We start from the raw sequence: 18,066 nt of genomic DNA, 5'->3' as shown, positions 1-18,066 counted from the left end.
ATTTAACGCCTGCGTCGAGGGTGATGGCTAGAACGTTTGTGCAGAAACATTTCCACCCTTGGGCCATAGCACAAACAGGCTGCAACGCCACTAACTGTTCTGATAGCTGTTTTTCAAAGAGGTCGGGCTTTAGTCTCAGGCCATGGAGCTATTTGAGCAGAAGGGCAGGTCATGAATCTTTTGCTACCGCAGAAACCCGGTAATCTCCAGTTCTCTTCGATAACCTCGGATTCGATGAATGTCGCGTGGTCCTACACCACGCCATTCAACCGATTTGAAGTTGCCTATGGGCGTGATGATCAATGGCCGAACCCTGTCGATAAAAATTATACGACGACTCGAAACTTGCGCATTACAGGGTTGCAGCCGGAAACCAAATACTTCATCCAGGTACGCGCGGAAGATGGGACCGGCCTCTCGCCAGAATCGGAAGGTATCGCAACCACAAAGGCCGGCATCGCAAAGCCTGTTGCCCCGACCGGACTCAGTGCCAGGCCGACGAAAGACTCAGTGGCATTGACCTGGCAAAAGTCCACCCTTGCCTCAGGTTATCGAGTGAGTTACGGCTTGCTCCCCAATGGTCCGGTGATCAATACATTCACCGCCACTGTCGAGGCCTGCACGGTCAGCGGGTTACGCTCAGGGACCGCCTATTATTTTGATCTGGTGGCGTTCAACGCGGCGGGTGATTCGCCGTCGGTACGAACAACGGCAACCACGCTGGCGGTGCCTGCAGCCCCGACCAATTTGCGTGCAACGCCCGCCATTGTGTCGATGGTCCTGGCGTGGTCGCCATCGGCGGGGGCTATTGAATATGTCATCCGCTATGGAATCGAGCCAAACGGTCCTGCCCAGACGAAAAGTTCGGTGCAACCGAGCTTTGAGCTGACCGGGCTGACTAAAAATACGCTGTACTTTGTCGAGGTCAGTGCAGCCAACGCCAACGGCGAGTCCTCGCCTGCGCGCATCACCGAAAAAACACTGGATGGACCTGCCATTCCTTCAAAGCCAGGGATTTTGCATACGCTGGTCACCTTCGATCAGGTTCGCGTCACTTGGGGCCCGCCCCAGTCCCCGAATTATGAAGTCGCGTATGGCCTTGTGGATAAATACCCCGAGGTGATTGGCAGGCAAACAACCGCGAATCTCACTGACACCCTCAAGTATCTGGCGCCTGGTACGCGATATTTCATCGAGGTTCGAGGCTTTAACGCCAGTGGCTTTTCGGAGCCCTCCAGTGCCGAAGTCACCATCGGGCCGGACCAGACGCAACCGCGCGGCCTGCACAATCCGGGCAGGACATTTTCCGAGGCATGGTTGAAGTGGGAAAGACCGGAAGATCTCTCCTATTTCATCGATTACGAAATCACCTGCCCAGGGCGTGAACCTGTACGAACCACTGCGCTGGAGCACATCTTCACGGACTTGATCCCCGAAAAGGCCTATACGTTCAAGCTCCAGCCACGCAGGATCGAAGGTCCCGCTCCGGCGTTGCCTGTGTCGATTCAGGTAGTGACCCATGACCGAGTGCCCCCCACCAAACCGAGAGAATTGAAACTCATTGCATAAACACCAGGTAACGCAACACTGAACTGGAGTGCCCCTGAAGACAATGTGGGCGTGACAGGTTATCAAGTTCGCCGCAACGACGGGGCTTGGGTCGCTGTGAGCGGAACCAGCCATCCTGTCACTGGTTTGATAGAGGGTGCCGTCGAAAGATTTGAAGTGCGCGCCAGAGACGCGGCTGGAAATTGGTCTGTTTCGGCTGACGTGTCTACCAGGAAACAAGTCGCGCCTGGTGCTCCCCGAAACTTCCGTTATTCAACATCGGTGTTGCTATCCATACTGAGATGGGATGCTCCGATAGATGGGATGGATGTAATCGATTATCGAATCATATTGACCGGACCACAGGGACGCGATCTTCATTACACCGCAGATGGCACGATGTTGACGCCGCTCCTGCTTGCAAAAACCCGCTATGACGTGCGGATTACAGCGCGAAATGCTGTTGGGGAATCGCTGCCGTTAATCGCTGAGATGACGACTAAATGAGGCAACATCAGCCAAACAATCCCGCGGCGATATTGATCGAAAAGCCCAATATCGCTGTATTGAATATAAAACCGATCAACGACTGCGCCAGTACAATCTTGCGCATATCCCGAGTCGCCACACCGACATCCGCAGTCTGCACTGCCACGCCGATGGTGAACGAGAAATACAGGAAGTCCCAGTAGTTGGGCGTCGTCAGGCCTTCGGCAAATCGCAGCGCCGGGTCCTTGCCTTCCCAGGTATAGAACAGGCGGGCGTAGTGCAGGCTGAAGATCACCCCGATCAGCAGCCAGGAACCGGTGACGGTCAACGCGGTAAACCCGTAGTGCAGCAACTTGCGCGTGGTTTCCAGGTCTTTGCTGCCGGCCAGTTCGAAGGCGATGGTGGCAAGGCTCGCAATCGCGGCGATGCTGACCACCAGCAGCACCAGCCTGGCGTTTTCGTCTTCGATCTCGGCAATGCGCCGCACGTCTTGCGCTTTACTGCGCGCGGCGAGCCAGATCATCAGGAGCAGATAAGTCCAGACCCCGGCATTCCAGCCAAAGAGTACCTTGCTGATGATCGAATCGGCCGGCGCCAGAATGCCCACCGCGATGCCGAAGGTGGTGGCGGCCGACAGGCGAGGGTGGGTGTGGGTGAGGTAGGGCATGAAGGCATACTTTGACGGAACCTCGTTGCACCATAGCGCAGGCCACCTTCTTTGTAGGAGCTGCCGAGGCTGCGATCTTTGATCTTGATCTTAAACAAATCAAATCAAAGATCGCAGCCTTCGGCAGTCCTACAGTGATCGTGGTGTGGGTTAAGGCTTTCTGCGCACCAGCTTCATCACCACCACAAAGAACACCGGCACAAACACCACGGCCAGGGTCGCAGTGATCATCCCGCCAATCACCCCGGTGCCGATGGCTTGCTGGCTGGCCGAGCTGGCGCCGGTGGCGATCGCCAAGGGCACCACGCCAAGGATGAACGCCAGCGAGGTCATGACAATCGGCCGCAGGCGCAGGCGTGCGGCCTGCAATGTGGCGTCGATCAGGTCGTGGCCTTCGTCGTACAGGCTCTTGGCGAATTCGATGATCAGGATCGCGTTCTTCGCCGACAGACCGATGATGGTGATCAGCCCGACCTTGAAGAACACATCGTTGGGCATGCCGCGCAGCGTTACCGCCAGTACCGCACCGAGCACGCCCAATGGCACCACCAGCAACACCGAGGTCGGAATCGACCAGCTCTCGTACAACGCCGCCAGGCACAGGAACACGATCAACAGCGACAAGCCCAACAGGATCGGCGCCTGGCTGCCGGACAGGCGTTCCTGCAACGACAGCCCGGTCCACTCCTGACCCAACCCGGCCGGACCCTGCGCCACCAGCCGTTCGATCTCGGCCATGGCTTCGCCGGTGCTGTGGCCGGGCGTCGGTTCGCCGGAAATGCTGACCGCCGGATAGCCGTTGTAACGGGTCAATTGCGCCGGGCCCTGGGTCCATCTGGCCTGGACGAAGGCCGACAACGGCACCATTTTTCCGGCGCTGTTGCGCACATGGATTTTCAGCAGATCGGCCACCTGACTGCGTTGATCACCCTCGGCCTGCACGACAACGCGCTGCATCCGCCCCTGGTTGGGGAAGTCGTTGATGTAGCTCGAGCCGACGGCGGTGGACAACACGCTGCCGATGTCGGCGAAGGACACCCCCAGGGCGTTTGCCTGCTTGCGGTCGACGATCAGCTCGACCTGTGGCGCTTCGGCCAGGGCGCTTTCACGCACATTCATCAGGATCGGGCTTTTCTCGGCGGCGGCGAGTAATTCAGTGCGCGCCTGCATCAACGTGGCATGGCCGAGGCCGCCTCGATCCTGCAAACGGAACTCGAAACCGCTGGAGGTACCGAGACCGTCCACGGGCGGCGGCAGTACCGCGAAGGCCACGGCATCCCTGATCTGGCTGACGGCGATGTTGGCGCGATCGGCAATGGAGCTGGCCGAGGCGTCGCTGCCGCGCTCCGACCAGTCCTTGAGCGTAGTAAAGGCCAGCGCCGCATTCTGGCCGCTGCCGGAGAAGCTGAAACCGAGGATCACCGTGCTGTCGCCCACGCCGGGCTCCGTGGCGTTATGCGCCTCGATCTGCTCGACCACCTGCACCGTGCGGTTCTTGCTCGCGCCGGGCGGCAACTGGATGTCGGTGATGGTGTAGCCCTGGTCTTCCACCGGCAGGAACGAGGAGGGCAGGCGGCTGAAGCAAATACCCAGCCCCACCAGCAGCACACCGTAGATCAGCAGGTAACGACCGGTGCGTTTCAACGCATAGGCGACCCAACCCTGATAGCGCTCGGTGAGCTGCACGAAACGGCGGTTGAACCAGCCGAAGAACCCGCTCTTTTCGTGGTGCTCGCCCTTGGCAATCGGCTTGAGCAAGGTTGCGCACAGCGCCGGGGTCAAGGTCAGGGCCAGGAATGCCGAGAACAGGATCGAGGTGGCCATCGACAGCGAAAACTGCTGGTAGATCACCCCGACCGAACCCTGCATGAACGCCATGGGAATGAACACCGCCACCAGCACCAGGGTAATGCCGACGATGGCGCCGGTGATCTGCTGCATCGCCTTGCGTGTCGCTTCCTTGGGCGACAAACCCTCGGTGGCCATGATCCGCTCGACGTTTTCCACCACCACGATCGCGTCATCCACCAGGATGCCGATGGCCAGCACCATGCCGAACATGGTCAGCACGTTGATCGAGAAACCCAGCGCCAGCATGGTCGCAAACGTCCCCATCAGCGCCACCGGCACCACCAGGGTCGGGATCAGCGTGTAGCGCACGTTTTGCAGGAACAGGAACATCACCGCGAACACCAGCAACATCGCCTCGCCAAGGGTGTAGACCACCTTGGTGATCGAGACCTTGACGAACGGTGAGGTGTCGTACGGGATCTTGTATTCCACGCCAGCGGGGAAGTAACGCGCCAGTTCATCCATCTTCGCCCGCACCAGCGTCGCGGTGTTCAGGGCGTTGGCCCCCGGCGACAGTTGCACGCCGACGGCAGTCGAGGGTTTACCGTTGAGGCGTGTGGAAAACTGATACTCCTGGCTGCCGATCTCGACCCTCGCGACATCGCCCACGCGCACCGTGGAGCCGTCGGGGTTGGCCTTGAGCACGATGTCGGCGAATTCTTCAGGGGTCGACAGTTGACCCTTGACCAGGATGGTCGCGGTGATTTCCTGGGTGGTGCGGCTCGGCAAGTCGCCGATGCTGCCGGCCGAGATCTGGGCGTTCTGCGCGACGATGGCGGCGTTGACATCGGCAGGCGTGAGGTTGAAGCCGATCAGTTTCTGCGGGTCGATCCAGATCCGCATCGCCCGTTCGGCGCCGTACAGTTGCGCCTTGCCGACGCCGTCCAGGCGCTTGATCTCGTTCATCACGTTGCGCGCCAGGTAATCGCTGAGCGCCACGGCGTCGAGCTTGCCGTCGCTGGAGGTGAGGGTGATCAGCAGGAGGAAACCGGCGGAGACTTTCTCCACCTGCAAGCCCTGTTGATTGACCGCTTGCGGCAGGCGCGATTCGACCACCTTGAGGCGGTTCTGCACGTCGACCTGGGCCATTTCCGGGTCGGTGCCCGGCTGGAAAGTCGCCTTGATGGTGGCGCTGCCGAGGCTGCTTTGCGACTCGAAATACAGCAGGTGATCCGCGCCATTGAGTTCTTCCTCGATCAGGCTGACCACGCTTTCGTCCACCGTCTGTGCCGAAGCGCCCGGGTACACGGCATAGATTTCGATTTGTGGCGGCGCCACATCGGGGTACTGCGCCACCGGTAACTGCGGGATGGCCAGGGCACCGGCCAGCAGGATGAACAGGGCCACCACCCAGGCGAACACCGGGCGATCGATAAAGAACTGCGGCATAAACAAGCGTCCTGCTTACTGGCCAGAAACCTGGGCAAGTGGAAGAGGGGTGTCATCGATCTGCACGGTTTCGCCGGGGCGGGCGTGTTGCAGGCCTTCGATGACGATGCGATCGCCGGGCTTGAGGCCGCCGGTGACGATCCAGCGGTCGTCCTGCACGCCACCCAGCTCCACCGGCTGCAGGCCCACGCGCTGCTCGGCGTCTAGCAACAACACTTGGGCGATGCCGGCGCTGTCGCGCTGGATGGCCCGTTGCGGCACGCTGATACCTTGCTGGTTGACCCCTTGCTCCAGGCGTACGCGCACGAAGCTGCCGGGCAGCAGGTCGAGATCGGGATTGGGGAATTCGCTGCGCAGGATGACCTGGCCGGTACCCGGATCCACCGTGATGTCGGTGAACAGCAGCTTGCCCGGCAGCGTGTAGAGGCTGCCGTCGTCCTGGATCAGCGTGGCCTTGACCTGGTCCTGGCCGACCTGCTGCAACTGGCCGGAACGGAAGGCGCGGCGCAGGTCGTTGAGTTCACGGGTCGACTGGCTGAGGTCGGCGTGGATCGGGTTCAACTGCTGGATCAGCGCCAGTGGCGTGGTTTCGTTCTGCCCCACCAGCGCGCCTTCAGTGACCAACGCGCGGCCGATGCGCCCGGAAATCGGCGCCGTCACCGTGGCATAACCCAGGTTCAGTTTCGCTCGCTCCACGGCGGCTTTGCTGGCGGCGACGTCGGCAGCGGTTTGCCGCGTGGCGGCCCGGGCGTTGTCGTAGTCCTGGCCGCTGATGGCGTTGCCTTCGATCAACTGGGCGTAGCGCTGTTCCTGCAGCCTGGCCTGGAACGCATTGGCCTCGGCCTTGCGCAGCGCGGCGTCGGCGCTGTCCAGGTCGGCCTTGAACGGCGCCGGGTCGATGCGAAACAGTACATCGCCCTTTTTCACGTCGCTGCCTTCGCGAAAGGCCCGCTGCAACACCACGCCGGCCACGCGGGCACGGACTTCGGCAATGCGCGGCGCGGCAATCCGCCCGCTCAATTCGCTGCTGATCGACAGCGGGCGGGCTTCGATGGTTTCGATGCGCACGGTGGCTGGCGGCGCCTGTTCTTCGGCGTTCGAGGCGCTGTCGCACGCGCTCAGCGTCAACGCCAGTGCGATCAGGCTGAGCCTGGCAAGCAGATTTTTTGACATGAATGACCCCAATAGTGACCCCCAGCATCCTACTGGGCGACGGCGAGGGTAGCGGTGAAGCTTTGTTGGTGCTGTGTGAAATTGTGTAAGGGTTTTACTCGGGTGTGCGTGAGGGCGTATATCCTGAACAACTTGAATTTTATTGCGACTGTCCCGGCCTCTTCGCGGGCAAGCCCGCTCCTACAGTTGTCCGCGAAATCTTCGTGGGAGCGGGCTTGCTCGCGAAGAGGCCGGAACAGTCACCCTCGCATTTTGCTGGAAAACACCCCATGCCCAACATCCTCCTGGTCGAAGACGACACCGCACTCGCCGAACTGATTGCCAGCTACCTGGAACGCAACGGCTACTGCGTCAGCGTGATAGGCCGCGGCGACCAGGTGCGCGAGCGTGCGCGGCTCGATCCGCCGGACCTGGTGATCCTCGACCTGATGCTGCCCGGTCTCGATGGCCTGCAGGTCTGCCGCTTGCTGCGTGCCGATTCGGCGACCTTGCCGATCCTGATGCTCACCGCCCGCGACGACAGCCACGACCAGGTGCTGGGCCTGGAAATGGGCGCCGACGACTACGTCACCAAACCCTGCGAGCCCCGGGTGCTGCTGGCCCGGGTGCGCACCTTGCTGCGGCGCAGCAGCCTCAGCGATCCACCGGCGGCCAACGACCGCATCCTCATGGGCAACCTGTGCATCGACCTGTCCGAACGCACGGTGACCTGGCGCGCACAACCGGTGGAGTTGTCCAGCGGCGAATACAACCTGCTGGTGGTGCTGGCCCGGCATGCCGGCGAAGTGCTCAGTCGCGACCAGATCCTGCAACGTCTGCGCGGCATCGAATTCAACGGCACCGACCGCTCGGTGGACGTGGCGATCTCCAAGCTGCGGCGCAAGTTCGACGACAACGCTGGCGAAGCGCGCAAGATCAAGACCGTGTGGGGCAAGGGTTACCTGTTCAGCCGTTCCGAGTGGGAATGCTAAAGACGATGTTCAGAATCCTCTTTCGCCTGTACCTGGTGACCATCGTTTCGTTCAGCGCCGCGATCTACCTGGTACCGGACCTGGTGATCAAGGTCTTCCACGAGCGCTTCCTCACCTACAATCTCGACTATTCCCGTGGCCTGCAAACCCTCATGGTCAAGCAGTTCAAGGCCGTCCCGTCCGAACAATGGCCGGCCCTGGCGGCGCAAATGGACAAGGAGTTCCAGCCGCTGCACATCGTGCTCAGCGGCAACGACGATGCCGGGTTTACCCTCGAGGAACAGCAGCGTTTGCAGCGCGGCGAAAACGTCGTGCGCATTGGCGACTGGGGCTGGCGCACCCTGGCGGTGACGCCGCTGGACGAGCACACCGTGGTGCAGATGGTCGTGCCGCCGGACCCGATGGACGTCAGCCTGTTGTACTGGAGCATCAACGTGCTGATCGGCGCGACCATGCTCGCCTGCCTGCTGTTGTGGCTGCGTCCGCACTGGCGCGACCTGGAGCGCCTGAAAAGCGCGGCGGAACGCTTCGGCAAGGGCCATTTGAGCGAGCGCACACAGATCGCCCCCAGCTCCAACATCGGCGGCCTGGCCAACGTCTTCGACACCATGGCGGGCGACATCGAGAACCTGCTGAACCAGCAACGGGACCTGCTCAATGCGGTGTCCCACGAACTGCGCACCCCCCTGACGCGCCTGGATTTCGGCCTGGCCCTGGCGCTGTCCGACGACTTGCCGGCGACCAGCCGCGAGCGCTTGCAAGGGCTGGTCGATCACATTCGTGAACTCGACGAACTGGTGCTGGAACTGCTGTCCTACAGCCGCCTGCAAAACCCGGCACGGGTGCCGGAACAGGTCGAGGTGTCGCTGGATGAATTCATCGACAGCATCCTGGGCAGCGTCGATGACGAACAAGCCCCGGACATCGTCATCGACGTGCTGCTCCACGGCCAACTCGAACGCTTCAGCCTCGACCCACGCCTGACCGCCCGCGCCCTGCAGAACCTGCTGCGCAACGCCATGCGCTACTGCGAAAAGCGCATTCAGATTGGCGTGCAGGTTTGCCCCAGGGGCTGCGAAATCTGGGTGGACGACGACGGAATCGGCATTCCGGATGACGAGCGTGAGCGGATTTTCGAGCCGTTCTATCGACTCGATCGCAGCCGGGACCGGTCCACTGGTGGGTTTGGCCTGGGGCTGGCGATCAGCCGCCGGGCGCTGGAGGCGCAGGGCGGCACGTTGACGGTGGAGTCGTCGCCGTTGGGCGGGGCGCGGTTTCGGTTGTGGTTGCCGACGCCCCGTCTGATTGGGGGCTAGGAAAAGCTGCGAATACTTGAAGCAGATTCACTGATCGATTGCGACGATGTACTTGCGTTACTTAGTGAGTTTCGCGGTGGCTGAGGAAAGTGAAATTGTAAACTGGTTGAACCAATAGTTTGCCTGTCTGTCGGAATAAGCCCCCTGTAATAATCACGCCAGATTGGAGGTTGCGTTTCTTTAGGTAAGCTAAGTACGAATCGTCTAAACGCAATGTCCTCTGAAGCAGATCGGCCCATAATCTGGTTTAATTGCGGATTGGGGCGTTGCACCGGCCTAATTGGAGCGGGGGAAGAGTTCGGGCTCAAAACATTTCCAGTTGTGTTAGACCGATTAAGTCCGAGTTGCTTGGGACGAGCCCTCAAGATCAGCGGTAAAGCTAGCGTTGCAGCAGTTAAACCAATGGTAATACCCAACAAAACCGGTTTCCAATCTTTATCATCAATTAATAAAGTCGCAATCCCGGCTGAAACAGCACCTACAGGAAAGGCGCCGATAAGCAGCTTGCTAACAGGAAAATGCCCAGTCGGATCACTGCGGTTAACTGGATCCCCTGCGACGAACCCATACGTATTCAACCCACCTTCCCCAAACGGACTCAAACTGTCCGGGCTATCAAACCGCTTCAACCAGGTGTTATACCGCCGATAGCCATTACCTAAATCATAGTTTCCGGTCAGCGCGTCGAGCCGTTCGCCTTTGAATCCGAGCAGGCTGGGCAAGCCGTTCTTAGGGGACCGTTCGCCATAAGGGGTGTAGGCGAAGGCTTGGGATTGCGTGGCGCTCTGCGTATTCAGCACCGATCGTTGCTGATCGGTTGCCAGCAAGGTGGTATCGACCTTGGCGTTCTGGCTCGACCGTTGCGCCAATAACTGGTCGTCATGCTGGAAGATGCTGCGGTGCTGTGCACCTTGTATTTCGCTGGCCAAGCGACTTTTACAGTAAAAGTGCTGGAGGTCGGTCTGCTGGTGGAGCGTGGAGGCAACCCGACGGTCCAGAGGATCGTAGCGGTAGCGGCACAGTTCAGTTGATTGAGGGGAGGCAGGCATCTGTGGTACTCCATGAAAGGTCGAGTCCCCTAAGCATTAATCTTTTTACAGGAAATGCCCACTAGCAGAACTGCTAGTGTTTGAAAGCAACGAAAGGTCCCCTTTTCGCATTTAACATCGGTAGAACTGTAAAACCTGACAGTAGCCACACTGGCCGTTTGGGCGTTTCATTGTTCCTTGGCAGTCAGAATTTGTCGGCAGGGCAGGAGGGTAGCAATGGCCGAGCCAATCACAAGAACAATGGGGCAGGGCACCATCAACGCGATCAGGGATGTCAGGGTTGATACGATATCGACCACTTTTGCCCTGGTCCTTCCCGATGACGGGTTCGGTTCCAGGTTGGCGATCCGTATTGGGCCCAATATCACGGCAGATGGAGAGGAGTATTTCCTGGTGGGCGACAAGGTGAAGTACACCTTGCTGAAGGGGCCGGGCGGAGCGTTTCCCAAGGCACAGGACCTGGTGAAACTGCGAACGCTGCCCCGCTCTGTGTAGGAGCTGCCGAAGGCTGCGATCTTTTGATCTTGATTTACACGCGACATCAAAAGATCGCAACCTGCGGCAGCTCCTACAGGTCAGGCGCTCAATCGGGTGCGCAATTGTTTGGCCATGGCCTCAAGGTCTGCCATCGAGTTACGCCCGATCAGCATCCAGGCATGTTGCATGTCCGCCCAATAGACAATGTTCATCCCGTGCCGGCGCTCCTGGGCGAAGTGCCGGCTGCCGCTGTTGGAATGGGTGACGCACAGCGCCATGGGGCCGTGTACCGGGTCGAGGTAGGTAATCTGGGCGATGACGACGCCGTCGTATTCCAGTACTTGCGCGCGCTTGAATTCGGCTCGGGGCAAGGCCAGTTTTGCCAGTACAAGGCTGAGGCCCAGGCGCGCATCGATCGTCTGCAGCTGCGCCCGTTGCGTCGCTTCGTCATTGGGCAGATGGTCGAGGGTTTCCGGCACGTATAGCACCATGTAATCCGCCACCAGCCCGCGCCAGCTATGGGTTTGCTGACTGCTGTGCCAGCCGAGGAACAAGCGATCGGCGACCACGCCGCCCGCCACCAGCCCGGCCGCCGCTGCCAGGAACCAGCGACGGCTGAGCGCTGGCCGGGCAGGCACGGGCAAGGTGTCGAGCATGGCCTGCAGGCGGTCCACCGGTGCCTGGCGAGCCACCTCGTCATAGGCGGCCTTGAACGGCAGGCTGCTGCGGGCCAGCCATTGCAGGCGCAGGCCGAGCATCGGGTCCTGGGCGATGGCCGCGTCGATGTGGGCGCGCTGGTCGGCGTCGAGCTGGTTGTCCAGGTAGGCCACCAATTGCTCATCCGAGGGTATCGCGTTCATCGACGTTCTCCGGTGGAAGGGTTGGGCACCGTGTGCAGTGGCGGATATTCGGCGAGTTTCGCCCGCGCGGTGGCCAGCCGGCTCATCACGGTGCCAATGGGTACTTGCAGGACTTCGGCAACTTCGCGATAGGACAAGCCCTCGACGTAAGTGAGAAATACCGTTTCGCGCTGGGCTTCGGGCAGCGCGTCGACGCGGCGGATGACCTGCGCCGCCAGTACGTGGGTCTGCGCCGCGTATTCACCGTCAAACGACAAGGCGCTATCGGGCTCGACCTGCCCCTGTCCCTGATGCACGCGACGGGTGCGGATTTCGTTCAGCCAGATCGAATGCAGAATGCTCATCAGCCAGCGGTCCATTCGGGTGCCCGGGGTAAATTGCGCCGCGCGTTCGAGCGCGCGCACGCACGTCGCCTGCACCAGGTCTTCGGCGACGTGCCGTTGTCGCGACAACAGCAGGCCATAGCGCCACAACCGCGCCAGATGCTGGCCCAGTTCTGCCCTTATTTCCTGAATGCTGGCGATAAAGACCTCCGTGCGTCCGGTTGTCAGGTTTTCGATGAGTCGTTGATGGCTTCGGCCAGGTCCTGGTACTCCTCGCAGCTGGTATTGCCGCAGATCGACCGGATCTGTTGCAGCTGTTCCTGGGCGAGGTCGAGCCGGCCTTTTACCACATAGGCTTCGCCCAGGTATTCACGGACTTTGGCGTACTGCGGGTCGAGCTTGACCGACTGCAGGTAATAACCGATGCCTTCCTCGGTGTGCCCCAGTTTACGCGTAGCGTAGCCGCGATAGTTCAGGGCCTTGGCGGTGTTGGGTTCCTTGAGCGAATCGAGCAGCGCCAGGGCTTCTTCGTAGCGCCCGTGCTTGGCCAGTTGATAGGCGTAATCGGTACGGTCGGCGTCCGGCACGAGCATGCTGGTTTGCTTGACGCACTTTTGCGCCTTGCTGTCGAACACCTGCCCTCGAGGGCACTGCGGTTTGGCGGGGGTATCTTCCTCGCCGTTGGCCCACGCCAGGGAAGCGGACAGCGCGACGGCAAGCACCAGCGGGGCAGTAACGATCGAGAGGCGGCGATTCATGGGCAATGCTCCGGGGCGGGACATCGAATGGACCGAAAACGTTGCGAAGGGCGGATCCCCCACAAGCGAAACATAAACACCGCAGCGTGGACATTTATTCATTTTTTTCCGGCGAATCTTGCAAGAAAAGTCCAAGTCGCCGGGCGCTATCAGCTCAGTAACCGAATCGGTTGTCCCGCCGACCAGGCTTGAATGTCTTCGATCATTTGCGCAAAGAATAGCTGGTAGTTTTGCTGACTGACGTAGCCGACATGGGGCGTTGCCAGCACGTTGTCCAGGGTTCTGAACGGATGATATTCAGGCAAGGGCTCCTGCTCGAACACATCCAGAGCGGCGCCACCCAGGCGTTGTTTCTGCAGGGCCTTGATCAGTGCTGCCTCATCGACAATCGGCCCGCGGGCGGTATTGACCAGCAACGCGGTGGGCTTCATCCAGGCCAGCGCCTGGGCATCGACCAATCCCCGGCTGCGCTCACTGAGTACCAGGTGCACCGAGAGCACGTCGGCCTGTTCGAACAGGGCCTGTTTGCTGACGAGGGTCACACCGGCTTCGGCGGCGCGTTCGGCGGTCAGGTTTTCGCTCCAGGCGATCACCCGCATGCCGAATACCTGGCCAAACCGGGCAACCCGTTGACCAATGCTGCCCAGCCCCAGTATCGCCAGGGTCTTGCCGTGCAGGTCGCCCCCCAGGCCTTGCTGCCATTTTCCGGCGCGTAAGGCGTTGGCTTCAAGCACCAGGTTGCGGGTCGCGGCCATGATCAGCGCCCAGGTCAGTTCCGGCGCGGCATGCTTGTAGCTGTCGGTGCCACAGACCTGGAAGCCCAGCGCGGCGGCGGCCTTGAGGTCAAGGGCGGCGTTGCGCATGCCGCCGGTGACCAGCAATTTGAGGTTCGGCAGGCGGCGAAGCAGGTCTTCGTCGAACCGGGTGCGCTCGCGCATCACACAGATCACTTCAAACCCGCCCAGGCGCGCCGCCAGGCTGGCGTTGTCGGCAGGGTAGTCGTGGATGAACTCGACCTGGCCGATGGTCTCCAGTGGCGACCAGTCCACCACACCGCGGGCCACATCCTGCCAATCGTCAATCACTGCAATCTGCACCGCCATCAGCCTTACCTCATCAAGGAACGGGATTGTGTTTGTCCAGCCAGCCCAGCAAGGCCTGGTGAAACTGCGCCGGTTCTTCCATCTGTGGCGCGTGGCCCATGCCGGGGAATTCAACCAGGGTCGATTGGGGTATGAGTTTCGCCACCTGCTTGCCAAGTACGTTGTAGTGGCCGATTTTCGCCTTGACCTCCGGCGACGCAATATCGCTGCCGATGGCGGTGGTGTCGGACGTGCCGATCAACAGCAGGGTTGGCATCTTCAGGTTGGGGAATTCGTAGTACACCGGCTGGGTGAAGATCATGTCGTAGATCAGCGCCGAGTTCCATGCCACCTGCGTATGTCCCGGGCCTTTGTTCAGCCCGGCGAGCATGTCCACCCAGCGATCGAACTCGGGTTTCCAGCGGCCACCGTAGTAGGTGGCACGCTCGTAGTTGCGGATACCTTCGGCACTGAGTTTCAGTTCGCGCTCGTACCATTGGTCCACCGTGCGATAGGGGACCCCGAGGGCTTTCCAGTCTTCCAGGCCGATCGGGTTGACCAGCGCAAGCTGTTCGACCTGTTCGGGATACTGCAGCGCGTAGCGGGTGGCGAGCATGCCGCCGGTGGAGTGCCCGAGCAAAGTGGCTTTCTGGATGCCGAGGGCCTTGAGCAGTTGCTGGGTGTTACTCGCCAGTTGCTGAAAAGTGTATTGATAATGGTCCGGTTTGCTGGACGTACAGAAACCGATCTGGTCCGGGGCAATGACCCGGTAGCCGGCATCGCTCAGGGCCTTGATCGAGGTTTCCCAGGTGGCGCCGCAGAAATTCTTGCCGTGCATCAGCACCACGCTGCGGCCGTTGGCCTTGCCATGGGCGGCGACGTCCATGTAGCCCATTTGCAAAGATTTGCCCTGGGACTCGAAGGCAAAATGCTTGACCGTGTAGGGGTATTCGAAGCCTTGCAGTTCGGGGCCGTAGGCCGGCCCTTCGGCTGCGATGGCGGGCAGGGCGGCGGTCAGCAGCAGGGCGGACAGCCAGCTTGAGCGGGTTAGGGGCATGGATGAACTCCGTTGAAAATCCGCCGATGCTGGACCGGCACGATTAGGGCGACATTAAACAGGCAACCGTCGCGGCACTTGGTTCAACCCATCCACCCCAGGGTGGCCAACGCCAGTACGCCATACCGGGCGCCCTTGGCCAGGGTCACGATCAGCAGGAAGCGCCCCAGGGGTTCGCGCATGACGCCGGCCACCAGGGTCAGTGGATCACCGATCACCGGCAGCCAGCTGAGCAGCAGCGACCAGTGGCCGTAACGTTGATAGTGACGGCGGGCGTGTTCCAGGTGTTTGGGGCTGACCGGAAACCAGCGCCGATCCTGGAAGCGCTCGATGGCGCGCCCCAGCCACCAGTTCACCAGCGAACCGAGGACGTTGCCCAGGGTGGCGACCGCCAGCAGCGACCACAGCCAGTAGCGATCGCTGAGGATCAGCCCGACCAGCAGGGCTTCGGACTGCAGGGGCAGCAAGGTCGCGGCTCCAAACGCCGCCAGGAACAAGCCGAAGTAGACGCCGACAATCAATGGGCGGGGTAGTCCGCCACCACCACATCGGTACCGTCCTTTTTCAGGCCGATCACTTGATAGGCATCGCTCATGCCGTCCATTTCCATGCCCGGCGACCCCATTGGCATACCCGGGGCGGCAACGCCCAGCAGGTCATCGCGCTTGCTCAGGGCCAGCACCTGATCGGCCGGCACGTGGCCTTCGACGAATTTGCCGTTGATCAAGCCGGTATGGCAGGACGCCAGGCGCGGTGGCACGCCGTGTTGTTGCTTGAACGCGCTCATGTTGCTTTCGACGTGGTCCTCGACCTTGAAGCCATTGGCCTCTAGATGGCTGATCCATTTCTTGCAGCAACCGCAATTGGCATCCCGGTGGACCTCGATCGGGATCAGGTCGGCGGCCTGGGCCAGGGAGGAAATGAACAGGGCGCCCAAGGCAGCCAGACGGAAATGGGTTCGCATGACAGAAGGGTCTCGGATTGCGGGCAAAGGAATACATTCTGACGGGTTTTTGCCGGCGGATATTCAAGGTTTGTTTCGAAGTGCTACAGAGCTGTACGGCCTCATAAGCTGTACGCATTCCCCTGTAGGAGCTGGCTTGCCAGCGAAGAGGCCCGAAAGGTCGATGCAATATTCGAGGACGCCTTCGCCGGCAAGCCGGGCTCCTACAGGTCCGCGGCGACCAGCGCAAATCATTGTAATTGGATGGACTCGCCCCAGCCGAGGCGTCAATGCGCCACGGTGGCAGTCTAAACAGCCAACGACAGCGAGGGCGAGTCCATGAAAAAGCATAGTTCGATTGATCAATCCCTGTCTTCTACCGATTTGTCGGCCTGCACAACCTTGGCGGTCGATCTGGCCAAGCAGGTTTTTCAGGTCGCCGGTGAAGATGTTCTCGGCCAGGTGCGCTTCGAGCAACGGATCAAGTCGCGCGAGGCGTTCTATGAGTTTCTCCAAAAGTTGCCGCCTCATGTTGTGGTTTTGATGGAGACCGGTCCGGGTGCTCAAGCCTGGGCCCGGCAACTGCAAGACCAAGGTAATTCGGCGCGAATTCTTCCAGCCGGTTTGGTGGCCAAACATCGCAGCGGGCCAAAAAATGATCGCAACGATGCGTTGGCGATTCTGCGGGCTGGTCGCGATGAAAAAATCTGCGCAGTACCGGTCAAAAGCGTCGCGGCGCTGGCCATGCAGGCGTTGCATCGCGCCCGTCAGGGCTATGTGCGTCGGCGCACGGCCGTCAGTAATCAGATGCGCGGCCTGCTGCTCGAGCACGGTGTCGCCTTGGCGCAAGGCGATGTTGCGATCAGCCAGAAAATTCCGCGGGTGCTGGAAGATGCTACCCAGCCGGTGCCGGCCCTGCTGCGTGAACTGATCGACGAACTGCTGGCCGAGTGGCGCCATTTGGGCGAGCGCATCAGCGTACTGACGGGACGCCTGGAAGTGGCCGCCAACGCCGACATGACGGCGAAGCGACTGATGACTGTGCGCGGCATCGGACCAGTCACCGCCACGGCCCTGGTGGCCAAGGAAACCAAGCCTGAGCGATTTCCCAATGCCCGCAAGTTTGCCGCGTACTTTGGCATGGTGCCTGACCAGCACAGCAGCGGGGAAAAGATCCGGCTGGGGGACATGACCAAGCGAGGTGATGCTTATTTACGCAGCCTGATGATCCAAGGAGCCCACGCGGTGCTGCAACAACTACGACCTGATTCCCAGCAACCCGATGACCGCCGCTTGTTGCACTGGATGAGCCGGTTGGGTCGTAAGGAAGCTGCGATCAGGCTAGCCAACCGCAACCTGCGAATCGTCTGGGTGCTTCTACAGAATGACCAGACTTATCGTCGCCACGCCGGAGATGGCCAGCAGGCAACGATGAGCCACTGAGCGACAGAGTTCTGCCACCGAGGTACCAACTGTCCGACCCTTTGCTGAAAAAAATTGACCCCAGGTAAGACCGGCGTGGATTGATGCCTAAGCTCCTACTGGCCTTCGAGGCCTGAATGTAATCGGCATACCACGAGCTTTTCCAATTTTGGCCAGAAGCCGAAGACGGCTTCCACGAATAGGCCTTATACATAGATGCAACGGGGCGACGGTTTTTTAAAAGCGGGTAGACAGTGGGGGCGAGTCCATACATAGGAGCTGGCTTGCCAGCGAAGAGGCCCGAAAGGTCGATGCAATATTCGAGGCCGCCTTCGCCGGCAAGCCGGGCTCCTACAGGTCTGCGGTGCCCAGCGCAAATCATTGCAGGAGCTGGCTTGCCGGCGAAGAGGCCCGATAGCGCGATGCAATATTCAAGGACGCCTTCGCCGGCAAGCCGGGCTCCTACAGGTCCGCGGCGACCAGCGTAAATCATTGCAGGAGCTGGCTTGCCAGCGAAGAGGCCCGAAAGGTCGATGCAATATTCGAGGCCGCCTTCGCCGGCAAGCCGGGCTCCTACAGGTCCGCGGCGACCAGCGCAAATCATTGCAGGAGCTGGCTTGCCAGCGAAGAGGCCCGAAAGGTCGATGCAATATTCGAGGCCGCCTTCGCGGGCAAGCCGGGCTCCTACAGG

The 18,066-nt window shown here is 60.7% G+C and carries 17 protein-coding genes; 6 read left to right on the top strand and 11 right to left on the bottom strand.

Features of this window, described 5'->3' with window-relative positions:
* Nucleotides 1–171: 171 nt before the first annotated feature.
* Nucleotides 172–1,569 carry a fibronectin type III domain-containing protein gene (locus tag DKB71_RS18315; protein WP_408596398.1) on the top strand — a complete coding sequence of 466 codons (1,398 nt, stop codon included), beginning with the start codon at nt 172–174 and terminating at the stop codon, nt 1,567–1,569.
* Nucleotides 1,570–1,620: 51 nt separating this feature from the next.
* Nucleotides 1,621–2,055, top strand: coding sequence for a hypothetical protein (locus DKB71_RS18310; protein ID WP_408596396.1), 435 nt, complete (start codon nt 1,621–1,623; stop codon nt 2,053–2,055).
* Between the two features lie 7 nt (nt 2,056–2,062).
* On the opposite strand, the gene DKB71_RS18305 is transcribed toward DKB71_RS18310, so the two are convergent.
* The 3 genes from DKB71_RS18305 to DKB71_RS18295 form a co-directional block, all read right to left on the bottom strand.
* On the bottom strand, nt 2,063–2,704 hold the full coding sequence (locus DKB71_RS18305; RefSeq protein ID WP_408596394.1) for a DUF1345 domain-containing protein: 642 nt from the start codon (nt 2,702–2,704) through the stop codon (nt 2,063–2,065).
* A 150-nt stretch (nt 2,705–2,854) separates the two neighbouring features.
* On the bottom strand, nt 2,855–5,944 hold the full coding sequence (locus DKB71_RS18300; protein ID WP_408596392.1) for a multidrug efflux RND transporter permease subunit: 3,090 nt from the start codon (nt 5,942–5,944) through the stop codon (nt 2,855–2,857).
* A 15-nt stretch (nt 5,945–5,959) separates the two neighbouring features.
* Nucleotides 5,960–7,117 (bottom strand): efflux RND transporter periplasmic adaptor subunit, encoded by a 1,158-nt coding sequence (locus DKB71_RS18295; protein ID WP_408596390.1) that lies wholly within the window; start codon nt 7,115–7,117, stop codon nt 5,960–5,962.
* Nucleotides 7,118–7,386: 269 nt separating this feature from the next.
* Here DKB71_RS18295 and DKB71_RS18290 point away from each other — a divergent pair, with 269 nt between their 5' ends.
* The gene (locus DKB71_RS18290) at nt 7,387–8,088 is read left to right on the top strand and encodes a response regulator transcription factor (protein WP_274077108.1); all 702 of its coding nucleotides are present in this window, start codon (nt 7,387–7,389) and stop codon (nt 8,086–8,088) included.
* A gap of 5 nt (nt 8,089–8,093) precedes the next feature.
* A complete protein-coding gene (locus DKB71_RS18285) occupies nt 8,094–9,404 on the top strand; it encodes an ATP-binding protein (RefSeq protein WP_323629055.1) in 1,311 nt (436 codons plus the stop codon).
* Here DKB71_RS18285 and DKB71_RS18280 read toward each other — a convergent pair.
* Nucleotides 9,401–10,453, bottom strand: coding sequence for an RHS repeat-associated core domain-containing protein (locus tag DKB71_RS18280; RefSeq protein ID WP_408596387.1), 1,053 nt, complete (start codon nt 10,451–10,453; stop codon nt 9,401–9,403). The two genes, DKB71_RS18285 and DKB71_RS18280, sit on opposite strands and share 4 nt — an antisense overlap.
* A gap of 216 nt (nt 10,454–10,669) precedes the next feature.
* Between DKB71_RS18280 and DKB71_RS18275 the strand changes: the two genes are divergently transcribed.
* Complete coding sequence (locus DKB71_RS18275; protein ID WP_408596385.1) at nt 10,670–10,948, top strand: hypothetical protein; 279 nt, start codon at nt 10,670–10,672, stop codon at nt 10,946–10,948.
* Nucleotides 10,949–11,028: 80 nt separating this feature from the next.
* Here the strand turns inward: DKB71_RS18275 and DKB71_RS18270 are convergent, their stop codons facing one another.
* The 7 genes from DKB71_RS18270 to DKB71_RS18240 all read right to left on the bottom strand — a co-directional run bounded on the left by DKB71_RS18270 (nt 11,029) and on the right by DKB71_RS18240 (nt 15,974).
* Complete coding sequence (locus DKB71_RS18270; RefSeq protein ID WP_408596383.1) at nt 11,029–11,790, bottom strand: anti-sigma factor family protein; 762 nt, start codon at nt 11,788–11,790, stop codon at nt 11,029–11,031.
* The gene (locus DKB71_RS18265) at nt 11,787–12,272 is read right to left on the bottom strand and encodes an RNA polymerase sigma factor (protein ID WP_408601126.1); all 486 of its coding nucleotides are present in this window, start codon (nt 12,270–12,272) and stop codon (nt 11,787–11,789) included. Before DKB71_RS18265 ends, DKB71_RS18270 begins: the two co-directional genes overlap by 4 nt.
* 65 nt (nt 12,273–12,337) lie before the next feature.
* Nucleotides 12,338–12,871, bottom strand: a complete 534-nt coding sequence (locus DKB71_RS18260; protein ID WP_408596381.1) for a tetratricopeptide repeat protein — start codon at nt 12,869–12,871, stop codon at nt 12,338–12,340.
* Between the two features lie 149 nt (nt 12,872–13,020).
* Nucleotides 13,021–13,974 (bottom strand): D-2-hydroxyacid dehydrogenase family protein, encoded by a 954-nt coding sequence (locus DKB71_RS18255; protein WP_408596379.1) that lies wholly within the window; start codon nt 13,972–13,974, stop codon nt 13,021–13,023.
* Between the two features lie 13 nt (nt 13,975–13,987).
* Nucleotides 13,988–15,010 (bottom strand): alpha/beta fold hydrolase, encoded by a 1,023-nt coding sequence (locus DKB71_RS18250; protein WP_406592157.1) that lies wholly within the window; start codon nt 15,008–15,010, stop codon nt 13,988–13,990.
* Nucleotides 15,011–15,093: 83 nt separating this feature from the next.
* Nucleotides 15,094–15,528, bottom strand: a complete 435-nt coding sequence (locus DKB71_RS18245) for a YqaA family protein (RefSeq protein ID WP_323629067.1) — start codon at nt 15,526–15,528, stop codon at nt 15,094–15,096.
* Nucleotides 15,528–15,974 (bottom strand): DUF411 domain-containing protein, encoded by a 447-nt coding sequence (locus DKB71_RS18240; protein ID WP_408596377.1) that lies wholly within the window; start codon nt 15,972–15,974, stop codon nt 15,528–15,530. Before DKB71_RS18240 ends, DKB71_RS18245 begins: the two co-directional genes overlap by 1 nt.
* A gap of 363 nt (nt 15,975–16,337) precedes the next feature.
* On the opposite strand from DKB71_RS18240, the gene DKB71_RS18235 reads away from it, so the two are divergent.
* Nucleotides 16,338–17,396: an IS110 family transposase gene (locus DKB71_RS18235; RefSeq protein ID WP_274078160.1), complete on the top strand. Its 1,059-nt coding sequence runs from the start codon at nt 16,338–16,340 to the stop codon at nt 17,394–17,396.
* Nucleotides 17,397–18,066: the final 670 nt, after the last annotated feature.

It is taken from the genome of Pseudomonas sp. PLMAX (assembly GCF_046042685.1).
GTDB classification, from domain to species: Bacteria; Pseudomonadota; Gammaproteobacteria; order Pseudomonadales; family Pseudomonadaceae; genus Aquipseudomonas; species Aquipseudomonas putida_AE.
This window is presented reverse-complemented; position numbering and strand designations above follow the sequence as displayed.